Consider the following 15,735-nt stretch of genomic DNA (forward strand, 5'->3'; position numbering starts at 1 on the left):
GTATCCACTTAACCTCTTTCAGGTAAAATCATTTGCTTAGGAGCATGGGTCAGTAATTTGTAGCCATTTTCAGTAACCAAAATATCATCCTCTAAACGCACACCACCGAAGTTTGGAATATAAATTCCCGGTTCAATCGTAATGACATTACCGGCTTCAAGATGGTAATCACAGTTAGGTTTTATAATTGGAAATTCATGTAAAAATAATCCTACGCCATGGCCTAACCCTTCACCTGCATACTCAGCAAAGCCCGCATTTTCAATCACTCGATGACTTGCTTTCAAGGCATTGGTTGCCGCAGCACCTGCAACCACTTCAGCCATAGCTGCAGCCTGTGCATCTGCGACAGTTTGATAAACCAATTGTTGTTTTTCACTGGCTTCGCCATAAATATAACTGCGCGTCATATCAGAGCGATAACCATTAATTACAGCACCAAAATCAAGGGTAATAAAATCACCAACAGCGAGTTTGCGTTCACCCGGCATACCATGTGGTAAGGAAGTGCGTTCGCCAAACAACAAAATCGTGTCAAAGCTCATGCCATTTGAACCTAACTTTTGCATGCGATATTCAAGCTCAAGTGCAATATCGCGCTCACTGGCTCCGGTTTTAAAATAAGGTAAGGTTTCGCTAAGTGCTTGGTCAGCAATCGCTGCTGCAAGCTCAATTTGCTTCACTTCCCAATCATCTTTAACTGAGCGCATACGCTCAACAACGCCTTGTATTGGCGTTAATTGAGCAACTGACAACTCTGCATTTATCGCTTGCCAAGCCCCAACATTAATATGATCAGCTTCAAAACCTAACTTAGCATTTTTGTCGATAAGACGATTAAAGCAATGGCCTAACGTTTCGTTATCACGATCGCGACAAATTACTTCAAAGCCTTGGCTTTCATTTGTGGCTTGCTCTGCGTAACGGTAGTCAGTGACTAAATAACCACTATTTTGATTAATCACTAAATAGGCTGCATGACCGCTAAAACCAGATAAATAGCGAATATTCTCGTAGCCAAAAATCAATGCGCTATCAAGCTGTGAACTGGTTAATAAACTGCGAAATGTCGCTTGGCGCGATAAAAATGGGGTGCTCATCGGAAAATAAATCCTGTGTTTAATGCATCGTTCTGATCAAAATAAAAAGTGTTTTTACCCACCACATTGGCGTTCCCACTCACTTCGGGGATCACCGCCATGTAATCACCATATTCTAGTGTATCAACCACTTTAACACTGAACTGTGAGCCTAAAATACTTTCAATCACAATCTCTTGTTGTGCTTCAATTTCGTTTTTAGCAAAGTGAATTGCTGCTCGCCCCGCTACACCCGACCCTGTTGGGCTGCGATCTAACTCACCTTCAGCAAAAATACACACATTGCGACTATGCGAATCTGGGTGTTCTATTTGGGTATGCGAAACAAAAATAGTGCCGTACAAAAAGCTTAAATCAGCTTCAAAAGGGTGGTTAATTTCGGTGCTTTCAATCACCGCCTGTTTAATACGCTTACCCCAATCAATAATTTGATTACTGTTATCTTGCTTAAGAGACAAACCAATGGCATCTGCATCAACATAGGCATAAAACGCGCCGCCGTAGGCTAAGTCAAAAGTCACAACTCCTATGCCTTCAACCTCAATTTGCTGTGCTTTTAGCGCTAAGAATGAAGGCACATTTAAAAAACGAATATCGCTAATTTCACCATTATTAACGGTTACCGATGAGCGAATTTGACCACAAGGCACATCAAAGTTAATCTGATTAACACCTTCTTGTTTACTTATCACACCCGCTTCAATTGCCGCTTTAGATAGGGCAATAATGGCATGACCGCACATGGTGCTGTAACCTTCGTTATGTAAAAACAGCACACCCAAGTCACTGGTATCGCGCTCCGGTTCAACAATCAATGCGCCATACATATCTGCATGACCACGCGGTTCAAACATCAAGCCTTTTCGTAAATCATCATGATTAGCTAAACAGTCCTGACGTTTTGCTAAAATGGTGTCGCCTTTTAAATTAGGAAACCCCGATGTAATAATGCGTAACGGTTCACCACCTGTGTGCATTTCTAGTGTGGTAATTTGCTGCATTGCTTTGCTTGGTTGCCAATTAGCAAACGCATTTGTGTTCATATTTAGCTTTCTATATCGAAATCAACATTTGCATACAATATACCTTTGAAAATATTAAAATCAATATAAAGCCCAGCTTGGGTAAGTGATTATTGCTTAAAAGGATTACTAAACGCTTTGTTTTTAATAAACTTTTCGTCAGTTAAAGTGTGTAAAAATGCCACTAAGTCTTGCTTTTCTTGTTCAGTTAACTGAAAACCTTTAATAAATGCACTTTTATATGGGTTTTCACGGCCATCACCTTGATGCTTGCCAGTTGTAATATTGCGTCCTGCATCGGCATAAAAATCAATTACTTGCTCTAACGTTTGTAAACTACCATCGTGCATATAAGGGGCTGTTAAGGCAATATTACGCAATGTTGGCGCTCTAAACTTGCCCATATCTTGTGGCGTTTCTGTGATAGCAAATAACCCTTGATCACTTAGCGGAAATGCCCCTTTGCCATCAATATTATAAAGGCCTGTATTATGAAACGGATGACGGTCTAATTGCTGCTTTTGATGGGTCGTTGATTGCGTAAAGTTAAAACCACCATGGCAATGGTGGCACTCTAAACGCTCAGAAAAAAACAAATCCATACCGCGTATTTCGCTTGCTGTCAGTGCATCATCCTGCATGGCGTAAGCATATTGATCAAAACGACTTTGAAACGAAATCAAACTGCGGGTAAAACTGGCAAGCGCTTTAACAATATGATCAAAACTCGCATCTTGTGTGCCAAAAGCTCTCTCAAATAATGCGTTGTACTTTGGCGTATTAAAACGTGCTAACACCTCTTCTTCATGCCCTGTCACACCCATTTCTAGCGGTGTTTCACCAAATAGTGGGAGCAAAATTTGCTGTTCCAACTCAGTCATTTCAGAGTGAGCCCAGGTCAGTGTTTTATTGTAAGCAACGTTCACTAGTGCCTGCGCATTACGGTGATGTAGCTCACCTGTCGAACCAATCGAAGTTGGGATCATTTCAGCAAATGCTCTATCTTGCTGATGACATGACGCGCAACTTTGCAATCCATTTGCTGACAAGTTTTTGTCATAAAATAAGTGTCGACCAAGTTCAACTTTGGCATCACTCATGGGGTTCGTTGAAGGAATTTGCGGTTCGGGGAAACCATCAGGTAATTGCCATTTGTATGGCTTACTTGGCTCGCTACAACCCACAAGTAATAGTGCCAACAACAGTAAAGAACGACGCATATTATTCCTGATAAAATATCTTAGTTGTTAAGTTGCTAAACAACTGCTGACAAATCTCGTTCGCTTGTTCACTCATACAAGATCGAGAACGATCCACCTCAGAAAACAAACGATCTAAGTCTAAAATAATTGGTTTTTGCGCATCGAATCGAGCTAGCTCAAACTGATAACGGTTTGGGTAAGTACAGGGTGCAGAAGGCGCCCGTAAACGCGATGCACTTTTACAGCCGGTACTGCCTAAATGGAAAGCAAATCCATTGTCGCCATCAAAGCGGAAAAACTTATGGCCTAACTGCCAACTCCAAAACATTTCACTGATGTTAAGTGGTGATGCCGCAGTAAGTGGATTTAGGTGATTTTCATTAAACGGAACCGCCATTTCAAATGATAGCTTTTTTCCGTCTAAATCATCTGCCATAAGCTCAACTTGCCAACTGCTTTTCTCACAATTTGCACCAATTAAGGCAACGCTGTTTGATGAAAAATGACTAGGCTTAATTGAGATTGCATTTTCCGATTTAAATTCGGAGACAAACCACATGAGTGTTTGCCGCTCATCACATGTGTGTTGAACGCCATGTTGTTTTACAACAAATTCAATTTTAGTCGTTGATGGTTTTTGACATGCAAACAAAAAACTCATTAACAAAAGTATACAAAATGACCGCAGCAAGGTGGTTTACTCTCTTGATTGATTAGTTACACTGTAATTAATACAGGAACAGGATCCTAACAAAGTTATGATGACTCAGAAACTTACACTGCTAACACTTGCTTTGGCAAGTAGCATTACTAGCCTCAGTGCGCTTGCACACACCGAACATGACAAAGCACGTTTTGTAGCTACCAACGGAATGGATAAAGGTGACTGCAACAACCCCGTCAGGCCATGTAAATCCATTGCCTATGCTGTATCGCAAGCCAGTAAAGGGGACAAAGTATTAGTCGCAAGTGGTCAATACGAATTAAAAAATGAGTCTGAACTTTTTTACTTACAAAGCGAGTTAGTGCCCGTGTTGGGTGGTTTTAACCGCTTTGATCACTTTCAAGTACAGAACCCAAATAGCAATAAAACACAAATTGTTGGTGCGCCACTCGCCTTACATGACATGTTGCAAAAGGCTGGCTTTAATGTCATTGCAGACACTAAAAGCTTAACAATTTCAAAACAGTTAAAACAAAAACTAGCGCGTCACCAAGCGCTTTTTGAACAGCAAAGTAGCACCGCATGTGAGAATGGCCGTGCCGGTTCGTATTCCTGTAACAATGTAGATTTAGTCGCGCATGTACCATTACCAAGCTCCACTTCAGGTAATGATATTTGGGGACATGTTGATTTAAATAGTGGCATTGAATACGCCATTATGGGGTTCTCTGATGGCATTCGCGTATACAGTTTAGCGGACCCAACAAACCCAACATTAGTTGGTCATGTTGCTGGGGCAAATACGACGTGGCGCGATATAAAAGTACTGCAATACTACGACGATACATTAAACGCCTATCAAGCGTACGCCTATGTAACAGCTGAAGCAAACACTGGCGTGCAGATTATTAACCTAAATAATTTACCCACATCGGTATCGCTTGCAGGCACAAATTTCACGGTAAATAGCGCACATAACGTGTATATCAGTAATGTTGATTACAGTTTAAATCTGCCGCTCAACGGCCAATCTGCAAAAATGCAAATTGTTGGTTCAAACAAATATGGCGGCTCGTTTACTACCTATGATTTAACAACGCCCAACAATCCCAGCAAAAGCTTTGATATTGGCTCAACATCACGCGCAAACTACACACATGACGCCACCAGCATGTCAATAAACGACACCCGTGCTACGCGAGATTGCGTTAATGCCACGAGCGGTGTGTGTGATGTATTTATCGATTTTAACGAAAATGAAATTCGCATTTGGGATGCAACACAATCTGCTAATACCGAACGTTTAGGACAAGTAGGCTATGATGATGTCGATAGCAGCAGCCAGTATATTCATTCAGGTTGGTGGCACGAAAACAAACGCTACGTGTATGTGCATGATGAGTTTGATGAAAATAAAGGCGGTTTAAATACCACTGTTCGCATTCTTGATTTAGCCGATCTAACACAACCAACGATTGTCGGTAAATGGACCAGTAATAACCGCACCATAGACCACAACGGATTTGTTAAAGGCAACCGTTATTACATGTCTAATTACGAGCGTGGTTTAACTATTTTAGATATTAGCGATCCAATCAACCCGCAAGAAGTCGGTTATTTCGATACTTTCCCAACCTCAAATAATGCTTCATTTAATGGTGCTTGGGGTACTTACCCTTACTTGCCTTCCGGTAATATTCTAATTAGTGATATCAATAGCGGCTTATACATTGTTAAAGATACCTCTCGCGATAACAGTGTTAACGTGGCGTTTGAAAGCACCGAATTAACAGCTGAGCGCGGTGATGAGCTGCGCCTTGTCGTCGCTAAGCCATCCGCTGTTAACGATGAAGCCAGCGTTGAATTTGAAATCATCAATGGTAGTGCACAACTCAATAGCGATATGAGCCAACGTAACAGCACGCAAGTGTTAACCTGGGCAGCCAACGATACAACTCCTAAAGTAATCGGTTTGGCACTTTTAGATACTGGTGAAACATCACTAAAAGACTTTTATATTCGCTTGCACAATGCATCGAGCAATCTTGAAATCGGTGATAACCGAATTATGAAAGTCACCATTAATGGCCTTGCCAGCCAAGGTAAAGTTGGCTTTGTTCAAACAAGCCGCACCTTCTCTGAAAAAACAGGTGATGTAAATATTGAATTAAGCCGTATGGGTGGCAGCCGCGGCCAAATTACCTTTGACTACCAAGTTGAATACCTAACAGCGAGCAGTGACGATATTTCTTTTGAAAATGGCACAGTAACCTGGGCTGAAGGCGACACTGCCAATAAAACCATTTCATTTAGCATTACGGACGATCAAGAAATTGAAGATGCCGAACGCTTTATTATCAAACTTACTAATAATGATGACAGCTTGTTAAGCAATCAACAGGTTGAAATCACCATTTCAGATGATGACAGCAATAGCGCACCTGAGGTATACGCAGGTAACGATATTGAACTGGCAACAAATGCATCAACGGTTTTAAATGCAGCAACTGCCAGCGATGATCGCACTGAGCAACTGACTTATCAGTGGCAACGAGTATCTGGTGTTGCAATTAATATCACCAATGAGGACAGCTTAACGCCTAGCGTTTCTGCCACAAGCGACGCTGGAAGTGCTATCATTTCATTTACTGCTACCGATGAACATGGCGCAAGCAGCAGTGATGAATTAACCATTACTGTTGTTGCACCGGTTGCTCCACCAGAGCCAGAAAAATCGAGTTCATCGAGCGGTAGTTTACCTATTTACTTATTACTTCTGATGTCGCTGTTAGCAATTCGTAGAAGGTAAAACTATTAGGTCTGTTGACTTAAAAAAGCGCCAATTGGCGCTTTTTTGTTTTATGTTGTGGTGCGTTTATTTTTTATTGCGATACAACAGATAATAAGCACAAGGTAATACCAACATACTCACCAGTGGGCTTATCACCATACCGCCGAGCATTGGCGCGGCGATTTTTTGCATCACCTCACTGCCCGTGCCACCTCCCAACATAATCGGTGTTAAGCCAATCACGATGGTCAGTACCGTCATCGCTTTAGGGCGAACGCGCTGTACCGAACCCTGTTTAACCGCAGTTAAAATATCCTTATGTTGCTTTAACGCCTGATTGAGGTAAATCAGCATCACGACACCAAATTCAGCCGCAACCCCCGCAAGGGCAATCATGCCTACCGCAACCGCAACGGATAACTGATAATCCAGCAAGTAAACAAACCACAATGAACCCGCCAGTGCCACTGGTAGTGTTAACATCACTAACGTTGCCTGCAATGACGAGTTAAAGGCGAGGTAAAGAATAATAAAAATAATCGCCAATGTGATTGGGATCAACAATTCCAATTTACTGGTAACCCGCTCCATATACTCGTACTGGCCTGAAAATCGAATACTGTGCTTGGCAGGCAGCACTAATTCATTATCCAGTGCTGCTTTAGCAGCTGCAATATAATCACCAATCACGGTCTCTGGTGCTAAATCGACAAATGTCCACGCAATAAAACGACCATTTTCGCTTTTAATCATCGCTGGGCCATCTTTAATTTCAATATCAGCAACCTGCTCTAGCGTGACCCATGCACCCGTTGGTGATAAAAACGGGAGTGTTTTTAGCTCTTCAATTTGGTCACGATAACGGCGTGGGTAGCGCAAGTTAATTGGAAAGCGCTCTTTGCCTTGCACCGACTGGCCAATATTGGCGCCACCCAAAGCATGCTTAACTAGATTTTGAATATCGGCAATATTCAAACCGTATTTGGCAGCGTCTTTGCGCCTTGGTGATATATCAATATAGCGCCCTGACTGCGCCCGCTCAGCATAAGCCGATAAGGTACCCGGAACATCCGCTAAAATGCGCTCAACATCACGGCCTATTTGCTCAATTTGCGCTAAATCATCGCCCGAGATTTGAATGCCAACTGGAGTTTTAACACCAGTTGATAGCATATCAATACGGGTTTTAATTGGCTGTACCCAGGCATTGGCAAGCCCCGGAAAATTCACACTTGCTTGCAACTCAGCAATAATGGTTTCAAGGGTAACTCCTTCGCGCCATTCACTCTTTGGTTTTAACTGAATGGTGGTTTCAAGCATGGTTAGCGGCGCAGGGTCGGTTGCGGTTTCTGCACGGCCTACTTTACCAAATACACTAAGTACCTCGGGCTGCGTTTTTATTAAGCGGTCGGTTTGTTGCAGTATTTCACCCGCTTCCGCAATGGAAACACCCGGCAGCGTGGTTGGCATATAGAGCAAATCCCCCTCTTCTAGCTCAGGCATAAACTCACTGCCTAATTTAGAAAGCGGGTAATAACTTGATGCCGCAATCACAATAGCAACCAACAGCGTAAATTTAGGTACTTTTAAGCAGAGGTCTAAAATCGGGCGGTAGATTGCTACTAACGCACGGGTTAGATAGTTATTTTGCTCACTTGGTATATTGCCACGCACTAAATACCCCATTAATACAGGTACTAAGGTCACGCTTAACAGTGCGGCAGCCGCCATGACAAAAGTTTTGGTATAGGCAAGCGGGCTAAATAATTTCCCTTCCTGTGCTTCAAGGGCAAACACCGGCATAAAGCTCACCGTAATTAAAATTAGCGAGAAGAAAAGCGCAGGCCCTACTTCCACAGCGGCTTTACTTACTAATTGCCAATGCGCTTTTCCCTGAGCGTTTTCGCCCGTTTCAGCGCGATACTGCTCAAGGTGTTTATGGCAGTTTTCCACCATCACAATTGCAGCATCAACTAACGCACCAATTGCAATCGCAATACCACCCAGGCTCATAATATTGGCATTAATGCCCATTAAGCGCATTAAAATAAAGCCCGCTAATACCGCTAACGGTAAACAAATCACAGCCACTAGCGTTGAGCGTGCATGCATTAAAAATACTAAGCACACCAAGGCAACAACAATCATTTCTTCAATCAGTTTTGACTGCAAATTTTCAACCGAGCGTTCAATTAAGTTTGAGCGGTCGTAAACCGTTACAATCTCAACTCCTTGAGGTAGGCTCGGTGTAATTTGCGCAATTTTAGCTTTTACATTGGCAATGGTTGTTAGTGCATTTTCGCCATCGCGCATCACCACGATGCCACCAACCACTTCACCTTCACCATTTAATTCGGCAATGCCTCGGCGCATTTGCGGACCCAAACGAATGGTCGCAACATGTTCTAGCAATAACGGGCTACCGTCGTCATTAATAATGCCTAAGGGAATGGCTTTAAACGCATCCAAGTCGGTTAAAAATCCACGACTGCGCACCATGTATTCGGCCTCTGCCATTTCAAGCACCGAACCGCCCACCTCACTATTGGCATTTTCGATTGCTGACTTTACCTGTGTGAGCGTTACGCCGTACTGCATTAACCTCAGAGGCTCCACAACCACCTGATAACTTTGCACCATGCCGCCAACGGTAGCAATTTCACTTACACCCGCCACTGACTGCAATTCGTACTTTAAAAACCAATCTTGCAAAGTACGTAACTGAGCTAAGTTTTGCTGACCTGTTTTGTCAATTAAGGCATATTGATAAACCCAACCAACCCCTGACGCATCAGGCCCTAAAGTTGGCTTAGCGTCACTTGGTAAATTTGCGGTTACTTGGTTTAGGTATTCCAACACCCGTGAGCGTGCCCAATACAAGTCGGTATCGTCTTCAAAAATAATGTAAACGTAAGAGTCACCAAAAAAGCTAAAACCTCGCACCGTTTTTGCTTTTGGTACTGCCATTAAACTGGTTGATAACGGATATGTTACTTGCTCTTCAACTACTTCAGGTGCTTGCCCCGGAAAGCTGGTTTTAACTATAACCTGCACATCCGATAAATCAGGAATGGCATCAAGCGGTGTTTTCTTTACCGAATAAACGCCCAATATCGCTAGCATGGCAGCCAATAACAGCACCAATACTTTGTACTTTAAACTGGTTTGAATAATCCACTGCAACATAATCGCCTCCTAGTGTTGATGCGACTGCATTGCTTTGGCTGGTTTGCCATCTTGACTCATTTTCAAAATAGCAGAGCGAATGTTCGATTCGCTGTCTATTAAGAATTGACCAGATGTTACTACTTGTTCACCTTGTGCTAGCCCTTGCATAATTTCAGCGCGGCCTTGAGTGATCATGCCCACCATCACTTCACGCGAGACAAAGGTGCCATCGTGTTGTTCTACCACTACACGATTCTGCTTGCCAGTTCGAATAAGCGCTTCAACGGGGATATTAAGTACATCTTCTTTAGGGCCACCATAAATACGTACATTTGCTAGCATATCTGGCTTAAATGAACCGCTTTCATTATTTAAAGACAATCTAACCTTTAATGTACGGGTTTTAGGATCAAGCGCTGGATAGATGTATTCAATCTTACCTTCAATGGCATACACACCTATCGCAGGGAGGTCAAACTCAACCCACTTACCATTTTCAACCCAATCAATTTGATGCTCAAACACATCGGCTAGCACCCACACCTGTGAAAGATCCGCCAAGGTCATTAGCTTTACGGCTGGCTGCACATACATACCTTCACGAATGCCAAGCTCAGACACTATCGCATCATGTGGTGCATAGTAAGGCACGCGAAACAGTGACTCTTTAGTTTTCTCAATTTGGTCGATTAGTTTTTCTGACATGCCTAATAAACGTAAACGTGTGCGGCCACGTTCTTTCAAGCCTTTATTCGTTGGATTTGTTTTAAGCAGGGATAAATAATCGTCTTGGGCAACAATTAACTCAGGCGCGTAAATTTCATAAAGTAACTCACCTTTTTTTACACGTGCTCCTAAAGTTTTTACTTGTAGGTTTTCAACCCAGCCCGTTGCTCTTGGGTGAATATGGGTTAGGCCATTTTCGTCATATTCAACCTTGCCAAAGGTCTCAATAAAACGCCATAAAGTAGAACGCTCAACCGGTGCTTTAGTTAACGCCATGCTCTGCTGAGTATGCCCTGACACTGAAATAGCCACTTCTTCACTACTTTCAGGTGCTGAAAGTTCCACTAAGTCCATGCCACAAATTGGGCATTTGCCTGGGTGGTCTTTAACGATATGGCTGTGCATTGGACAGACAAACTTGGTGCTTTTAGCGGGTGATTGTGTCAATTCATTTACCAGATCAGGCGATGACACGTTTGCAAAACTCAGGCTTGCAAAAAGCGCTAAGCAAATAATTAATAAATTTTTCATAGCTTTAGTTCTCAATTCAAATAAATAAGGTGTATTTGACGTTGGCAAATACGGCTTAAAAAGTTGAATTAAGCTATTGGCGGTATAATGCTAACTTGCAGTGGTGTTGGGTAGTTTGAAAGCCCAATGGTAAGATACGCGAGCTCTTTTGCTATTGGCTCTGAGAAGGCGAATGCCGAAAATACACAGCATGAGGTATGGCATTTTGCACTGCAATCATTACAGGTTTCGCAATCATGCTTAGCCATTTCTTGCTGCATTTGGCTGTCATCACAACAACTGTGATTTGAACTTTCCATGCTTTTTTCTACTTGATGCATTTCAGCGCACGACATTTCCTCCCCTTGCATACTGTTCGCCGCAAGTGGATTTAGAAAAATACTGAAAATAAGCATTAAATATAAAATTCGCATAACGCAAAAAGTATACGTGATTGTATAAAACTTAGCTAGCCCTAAGCTTTGGGTATAAGGTTAGTTCTGGTTCGTAGATGAAAAAGCTCTCTGCAAGCTCTTTATATTAATAAATTCATTTAAATACTAAAATGCTATTTTTTTACATATTGATAACCATATAGATCAGCATATTTAACCAACTTTGCATTCAACTTGTTATAAAATATACAGATAACATTTTCATCTTAACCCCTAACTTACTACGCACATGGTAAAAAACCAAAAACACGCAATTTTCTATGCCTTATCGGCCGTCTTTTTATGGTCGACTGTTGCTACTGCATTTAAACTCGCATTAATGCAACTTACACCTCTTCAGTTGGTATTTTATGCCTCTGCATTTAGCTGGTTGTTTTTGGCTGTTTTTTTACTTGTAAATGGTGATTATAAACATGTAAAAACAGCGTTTTTGGGCAAACCATTACTGTATTTAAAACTCGGTGTTCTCAACCCTTTTTTGTATTACCTCATTTTATTTAAAGCGTATGACTTGCTACCTGCGCAACAAGCGCAGGCTCTTAATTACACTTGGGCAATTGCGTTAAGCCTGCTAGCTGTACCTATGCTTGGGCAACGCCTTCGAAAAACCGATATTGCCGCATTACTTTTCGCCTATATTGGTGTACTTATAATCAGTACAAAAGGGCAATTTACCGAGCTAAATTTTGAAAGCCCGCTGGGTGTTGGACTTGCTTTATTATCAACACTACTTTGGGCGTTGTATTGGATTTTTAGCACCAAGAATACTGATAAACCTGTAATTAGCTTATTCATTTGTTTCTCTATTGGCTTACCCTTTATTGCCTTTGTGCTGACTTGGCAAAATGCTTGGCAAATTCCTTCTGGTAAAGCATGGCTCGCAGCGGCTTATGTTGGGTTATTTGAAATGGGGATTACATTTGTACTGTGGCTAATGGCAATGAAAAAAGCTGAAAATACCGCAAGTGTTAGTAATTTAATCTTTATTTCGCCGTTTTTATCACTCATTTTTATCTATACTTTTTTAGGTGAAGCAATTCACCCCGCCACGGTTGTTGGTCTTGGCTTTATTATTTGTGGTTTAGCGATTCAAAAGTTAATAAAAGCGAAAAATTAGTTGTGAAATTGATTGGTTTTAGCACCATTCACGGTTATCAATTCTGATCTTTTGATTTGAAACAGAGTTTATAAGCCAGATATTGATAAACTGCCCATCTTTAACTTATGCGACTCAGGAGAGAGGCAACGGAATGTTTTTAATAATTTATGTATGACTTGTCTGAAATAAAGCACTTTTACCGCTCTTTTCTCGGGCGTTTATTTATCATTATTGTTGCTCTCTTATTTGTGCTTGCTTCAACGCTAATTGCTATGCATTACCAAAATCATATGGCAAAAGTTGATGAAAAAATAAAAGCGCATTCCGAGTTCATCATGTCTTCTTCTGTTGCCCAACTAGAACAGCACCTAGTTGTATTTACTATGGCAGAGCGCTTACTTTCTGAAATACCTGAAAACATCACTGTTGAGCATGTAAAAAACGTTAACAAGGTTACTTTCAGCCACTTTCCATATTATCTAACTACGCAATTTTTCTTGCTCGATGATAAACAACAGTTAACAACTTTATTAAGTAATCAAAAAGCTGTTGTAAAAACACCGAAAAACATTTCAGAGTTGGGATTAAAACAAACCCTAAGAACAAACCAATTATTAATTAGCGTGCCTTATGCCGTTGCAGAAGATAATACGCTAAGGCTGCCGATCAGTTACTTAACACAACTTAAAAACAGCCAACAGCCTATTTTAATTTCCATTGAGGTTGATTTAAATTCGCAGCACAATCCATGGCGTTACGATATTTTAGATCGCGATATGGAAATACTTGTTACGCAAAAATCCGCGATGCCAAATCAATACTGGAGCTTATTCCATACATCGCCTAAATCATTGCATGGCAATAAAACCCATCCTTATGGCCAACAAATGCCAGCTAAATTTGTTGACTATGTAAATCAAAGCGTAAAAAAAATAACTGGCCGCACTGTTGATCGCTACAAACAAAGCGATGGTATTTCAATTTATACAAATCGCACTTCAGGGATCCCCCACGTGCGCGTTGGCATTTCTTACAACAATGCATTTAACACCTTTGTGGCGGTTAGGTTACCGCTAAAAGCAATTTACAGTGAAGTAAGTAATTTTGCGGCTTGGGTAAGTACTTTTTGCACGTTAGCGATTGCGATAAGCTTTTTCATCACCCGCCATTTATATCGCTTAGATAAAATCTATAAAAATAAGCTGTATCAGCAAGCGAACTTCGATAAATTAACTAAACTAGCCAATCGTTATTTCTTTGATAACACTCTCGTTAATGACCAAGCCTTTAATCAAGGCCAATACACTTTAATGTGCGTTGATTTAGATAACTTTAAACATATTAATGATCGCTTTGGCCGCCATACTGGTGATAAAACGCTGCAATTGGTCGCAGATCGCATATCACACTGTTGTGGCTCTGGTGCATTAGCTGTTCGTACTGGCGGTGACGAGTTTTTCATTATTTTACAATCAACAGATCGTACAAAAAGCGCCTCTCTCGCAAGCAATATTCTTTCAGCAATTAGTGTGACCATGATTCTCGATAACTTAAAGTTATCGATTAGTGCAAGTATTGGTATTTACCATGCTGACGAAATTATTGAACCACAGACAGCTGAAATTTATGCCGAAATTGCTATGTTCGAAGCAAAGAAATTGAAAAACCGTTACTGCTTTTTTGATAAAGGGCTGGCTGAACAGCTGCATTATCGTGTTGATATTGAAACCGAACTAAAAAGTGCAATTCAAAATAAAGAGCTCTATTTAACTTACCAACCGCAAATTTACACCGAGCAAAGCGCCGTTAAAGGGTTAGAGGTGCTACTGCGTTGGCAAAATAAAAAGTTAGGGTTTGTGCCACCCGATAAATTTATTCCAATTGCAGAAGAAACTGGGCTGATTGCAGAAATTGGCGAGTTTGTTATTCAGCAGGCACTACATGATTATGCCAAGCACCTAAAATATACTGAAATTAGCTTATCAATCAATGTTTCGGCTTATCAGTTAATGTATACGCCGTTGTTCGAAATACTAAAACGTCATGTTGAACACTATCAAATTTCACCTAAATGCATCATTTTAGAAGTAACAGAGTCGATTTTTATTGAAGACAAAGCAGCTGTGCAAGGATTATTCGACAAACTGATGGCCTATGGTTTTCTAATTTCGCTCGATGACTTTGGTACAGGTTATTCATCGCTATCACAGATACGCGATTACCCGATCCATGAACTGAAAATTGACCGCAGTTTTATTACTCACATCCATGAAAAAGATCAAGATGCAGCGCTACTTCATCAAATTGTATCTATTGCGAAATGCCACAACATTCTAACCGTGGCAGAGGGTGTTGAAATAGACGCTCAACACCACATAGTGCGAGCGCTCGGTATTGATATTGAACAAGGGTTTCTGCATGCCAAACCAATGGAGATAAATGCGTTAAAAGTTTTTTTGGCAACTCAAGAAGTTACTCAAAAGGCTTGCTAACGGCGCTTTTTGGCGACCCAAGCCCAACGCATTTCGCAGCTAATTGGGCTATCGCCACTTTCATCTGAAAGCATAACAGGTACAACTAAATCGCCTTTTTCCTGGGTGGTAATTAACGCAATGTCTTGTTCTCTCAATGATGCAGTTGCAGTGATGTCACCTTGCATGCGCTTGTTGTACTCAAGTGTCATTGATTTAAGTAGCGGTAAATGGCTATCAGGCACATTCATACCAAACACGATACCAGAGGCAGACTCTGCAGCTAACGCGGCACCGACAGCATGAATACCACCAATATGATTTTGCACACGCTTTTTATTTGCGAGTGTTACAACCACTTGTTGGTTGCCAATCTTATTCACTTTTAACTTTGCAGTTGCAGCAAACTTTACCTGACTGGTAAATAGCTTTGTGAGTAAAAACTCATGGGTTGATTTTGGTAATTTGTAAACTTTACTAACAAGTTTGCTTAATTTATTAGCCATTTCGCTCTCCAATAAAACTGG

The 15,735-nt window shown here is 41.3% G+C and carries 11 protein-coding genes; 3 read left to right on the forward strand and 8 right to left on the reverse strand.

The window, feature by feature from the left end:
* Positions 1-8: 8 nt before the first annotated feature.
* The 4 genes from AAEU29_RS13815 to AAEU29_RS13830 form a co-directional block, all read right to left on the reverse strand.
* Positions 9-1,100 (reverse strand): M24 family metallopeptidase, encoded by a 1,092-nt coding sequence (locus tag AAEU29_RS13815; protein WP_421973884.1) that lies wholly within the window; start codon positions 1,098-1,100, stop codon positions 9-11.
* Positions 1,097-2,143: a proline racemase family protein gene (locus tag AAEU29_RS13820; RefSeq protein ID WP_421973885.1), complete on the reverse strand. Its 1,047-nt coding sequence runs from the start codon at positions 2,141-2,143 to the stop codon at positions 1,097-1,099. Before AAEU29_RS13820 ends, AAEU29_RS13815 begins: the two co-directional genes overlap by 4 nt.
* 89 nt (positions 2,144-2,232) lie before the next feature.
* The gene (locus AAEU29_RS13825) at positions 2,233-3,342 is read right to left on the reverse strand and encodes an MbnH family di-heme enzyme (protein ID WP_421973886.1); all 1,110 of its coding nucleotides are present in this window, start codon (positions 3,340-3,342) and stop codon (positions 2,233-2,235) included.
* Between the two features lies 1 nt (position 3,343).
* The gene (locus AAEU29_RS13830; RefSeq protein WP_421973887.1) at positions 3,344-3,985 is read right to left on the reverse strand and encodes an MbnP family protein; all 642 of its coding nucleotides are present in this window, start codon (positions 3,983-3,985) and stop codon (positions 3,344-3,346) included.
* 97 nt (positions 3,986-4,082) lie between these two features.
* On the opposite strand from AAEU29_RS13830, the gene AAEU29_RS13835 reads away from it, so the two are divergent.
* Positions 4,083-6,797 (forward strand): choice-of-anchor B family protein, encoded by a 2,715-nt coding sequence (locus tag AAEU29_RS13835; RefSeq protein WP_421973888.1) that lies wholly within the window; start codon positions 4,083-4,085, stop codon positions 6,795-6,797.
* Between the two features lie 66 nt (positions 6,798-6,863).
* On the opposite strand, the gene AAEU29_RS13840 is transcribed toward AAEU29_RS13835, so the two are convergent.
* The 3 genes from AAEU29_RS13840 to AAEU29_RS13850 form a co-directional block, all read right to left on the reverse strand.
* Positions 6,864-9,965, reverse strand: coding sequence for an efflux RND transporter permease subunit (locus tag AAEU29_RS13840; protein WP_421973889.1), 3,102 nt, complete (start codon positions 9,963-9,965; stop codon positions 6,864-6,866).
* Positions 9,966-9,974: 9 nt separating this feature from the next.
* Complete coding sequence (locus tag AAEU29_RS13845; protein WP_421973890.1) at positions 9,975-11,204, reverse strand: efflux RND transporter periplasmic adaptor subunit; 1,230 nt, start codon at positions 11,202-11,204, stop codon at positions 9,975-9,977.
* 68 nt (positions 11,205-11,272) lie between these two features.
* Positions 11,273-11,539 (reverse strand): hypothetical protein, encoded by a 267-nt coding sequence (locus AAEU29_RS13850; RefSeq protein ID WP_138629564.1) that lies wholly within the window; start codon positions 11,537-11,539, stop codon positions 11,273-11,275.
* Positions 11,540-11,867: 328 nt separating this feature from the next.
* Here AAEU29_RS13850 and AAEU29_RS13855 point away from each other — a divergent pair, with 328 nt between their 5' ends.
* Positions 11,868-12,755 carry a DMT family transporter gene (locus AAEU29_RS13855; RefSeq protein ID WP_421973891.1) on the forward strand — a complete coding sequence of 296 codons (888 nt, stop codon included), beginning with the start codon at positions 11,868-11,870 and terminating at the stop codon, positions 12,753-12,755.
* A 254-nt stretch (positions 12,756-13,009) separates the two neighbouring features.
* Complete coding sequence (locus AAEU29_RS13860; RefSeq protein WP_421973892.1) at positions 13,010-15,229, forward strand: putative bifunctional diguanylate cyclase/phosphodiesterase; 2,220 nt, start codon at positions 13,010-13,012, stop codon at positions 15,227-15,229.
* Here AAEU29_RS13860 and AAEU29_RS13865 read toward each other — a convergent pair.
* Positions 15,226-15,714, reverse strand: a complete 489-nt coding sequence (locus AAEU29_RS13865; RefSeq protein WP_421973893.1) for a DUF4442 domain-containing protein — start codon at positions 15,712-15,714, stop codon at positions 15,226-15,228. The genes AAEU29_RS13860 and AAEU29_RS13865 overlap by 4 nt on opposite strands.
* Between the last annotated feature and the right edge of the window lie 21 nt (positions 15,715-15,735).

The sequence above is a fragment of the Pseudoalteromonas aquimarina genome (assembly GCF_049257255.1).
In the GTDB taxonomy this organism is placed as follows: Bacteria; Pseudomonadota; Gammaproteobacteria; order Enterobacterales; family Alteromonadaceae; genus Pseudoalteromonas.

Excerpts from the sequence above, each read along its gene's own strand:
- AAEU29_RS13855 (WP_421973891.1), top strand. The coding sequence starts at position 11,868 with ATGGTAAAAAACCAAAAACACGCAATTTTCTATGCCTTATCGGCCGTC.
- AAEU29_RS13865 (WP_421973893.1), bottom strand. The coding sequence starts at position 15,714 with ATGGCTAATAAATTAAGCAAACTTGTTAGTAAAGTTTACAAATTACCA.
- AAEU29_RS13850 (WP_138629564.1), bottom strand. The coding sequence starts at position 11,539 with ATGTCGTGCGCTGAAATGCATCAAGTAGAAAAAAGCATGGAAAGTTCA.
- AAEU29_RS13840 (WP_421973889.1), bottom strand. The coding sequence starts at position 9,965 with ATGTTGCAGTGGATTATTCAAACCAGTTTAAAGTACAAAGTATTGGTG.
- AAEU29_RS13820 (WP_421973885.1), bottom strand. The coding sequence starts at position 2,143 with ATGAACACAAATGCGTTTGCTAATTGGCAACCAAGCAAAGCAATGCAG.
- AAEU29_RS13860 (WP_421973892.1), top strand. The coding sequence starts at position 13,010 with ATGCATTACCAAAATCATATGGCAAAAGTTGATGAAAAAATAAAAGCG.
- AAEU29_RS13845 (WP_421973890.1), bottom strand. The coding sequence starts at position 11,204 with ATGAAAAATTTATTAATTATTTGCTTAGCGCTTTTTGCAAGCCTGAGT.
- AAEU29_RS13830 (WP_421973887.1), bottom strand. The coding sequence starts at position 3,985 with ATGAGTTTTTTGTTTGCATGTCAAAAACCATCAACGACTAAAATTGAA.
- AAEU29_RS13825 (WP_421973886.1), bottom strand. The coding sequence starts at position 3,342 with ATGCGTCGTTCTTTACTGTTGTTGGCACTATTACTTGTGGGTTGTAGC.
- AAEU29_RS13835 (WP_421973888.1), top strand. The coding sequence starts at position 4,083 with ATGATGACTCAGAAACTTACACTGCTAACACTTGCTTTGGCAAGTAGC.
- AAEU29_RS13815 (WP_421973884.1), bottom strand. The coding sequence starts at position 1,100 with ATGAGCACCCCATTTTTATCGCGCCAAGCGACATTTCGCAGTTTATTA.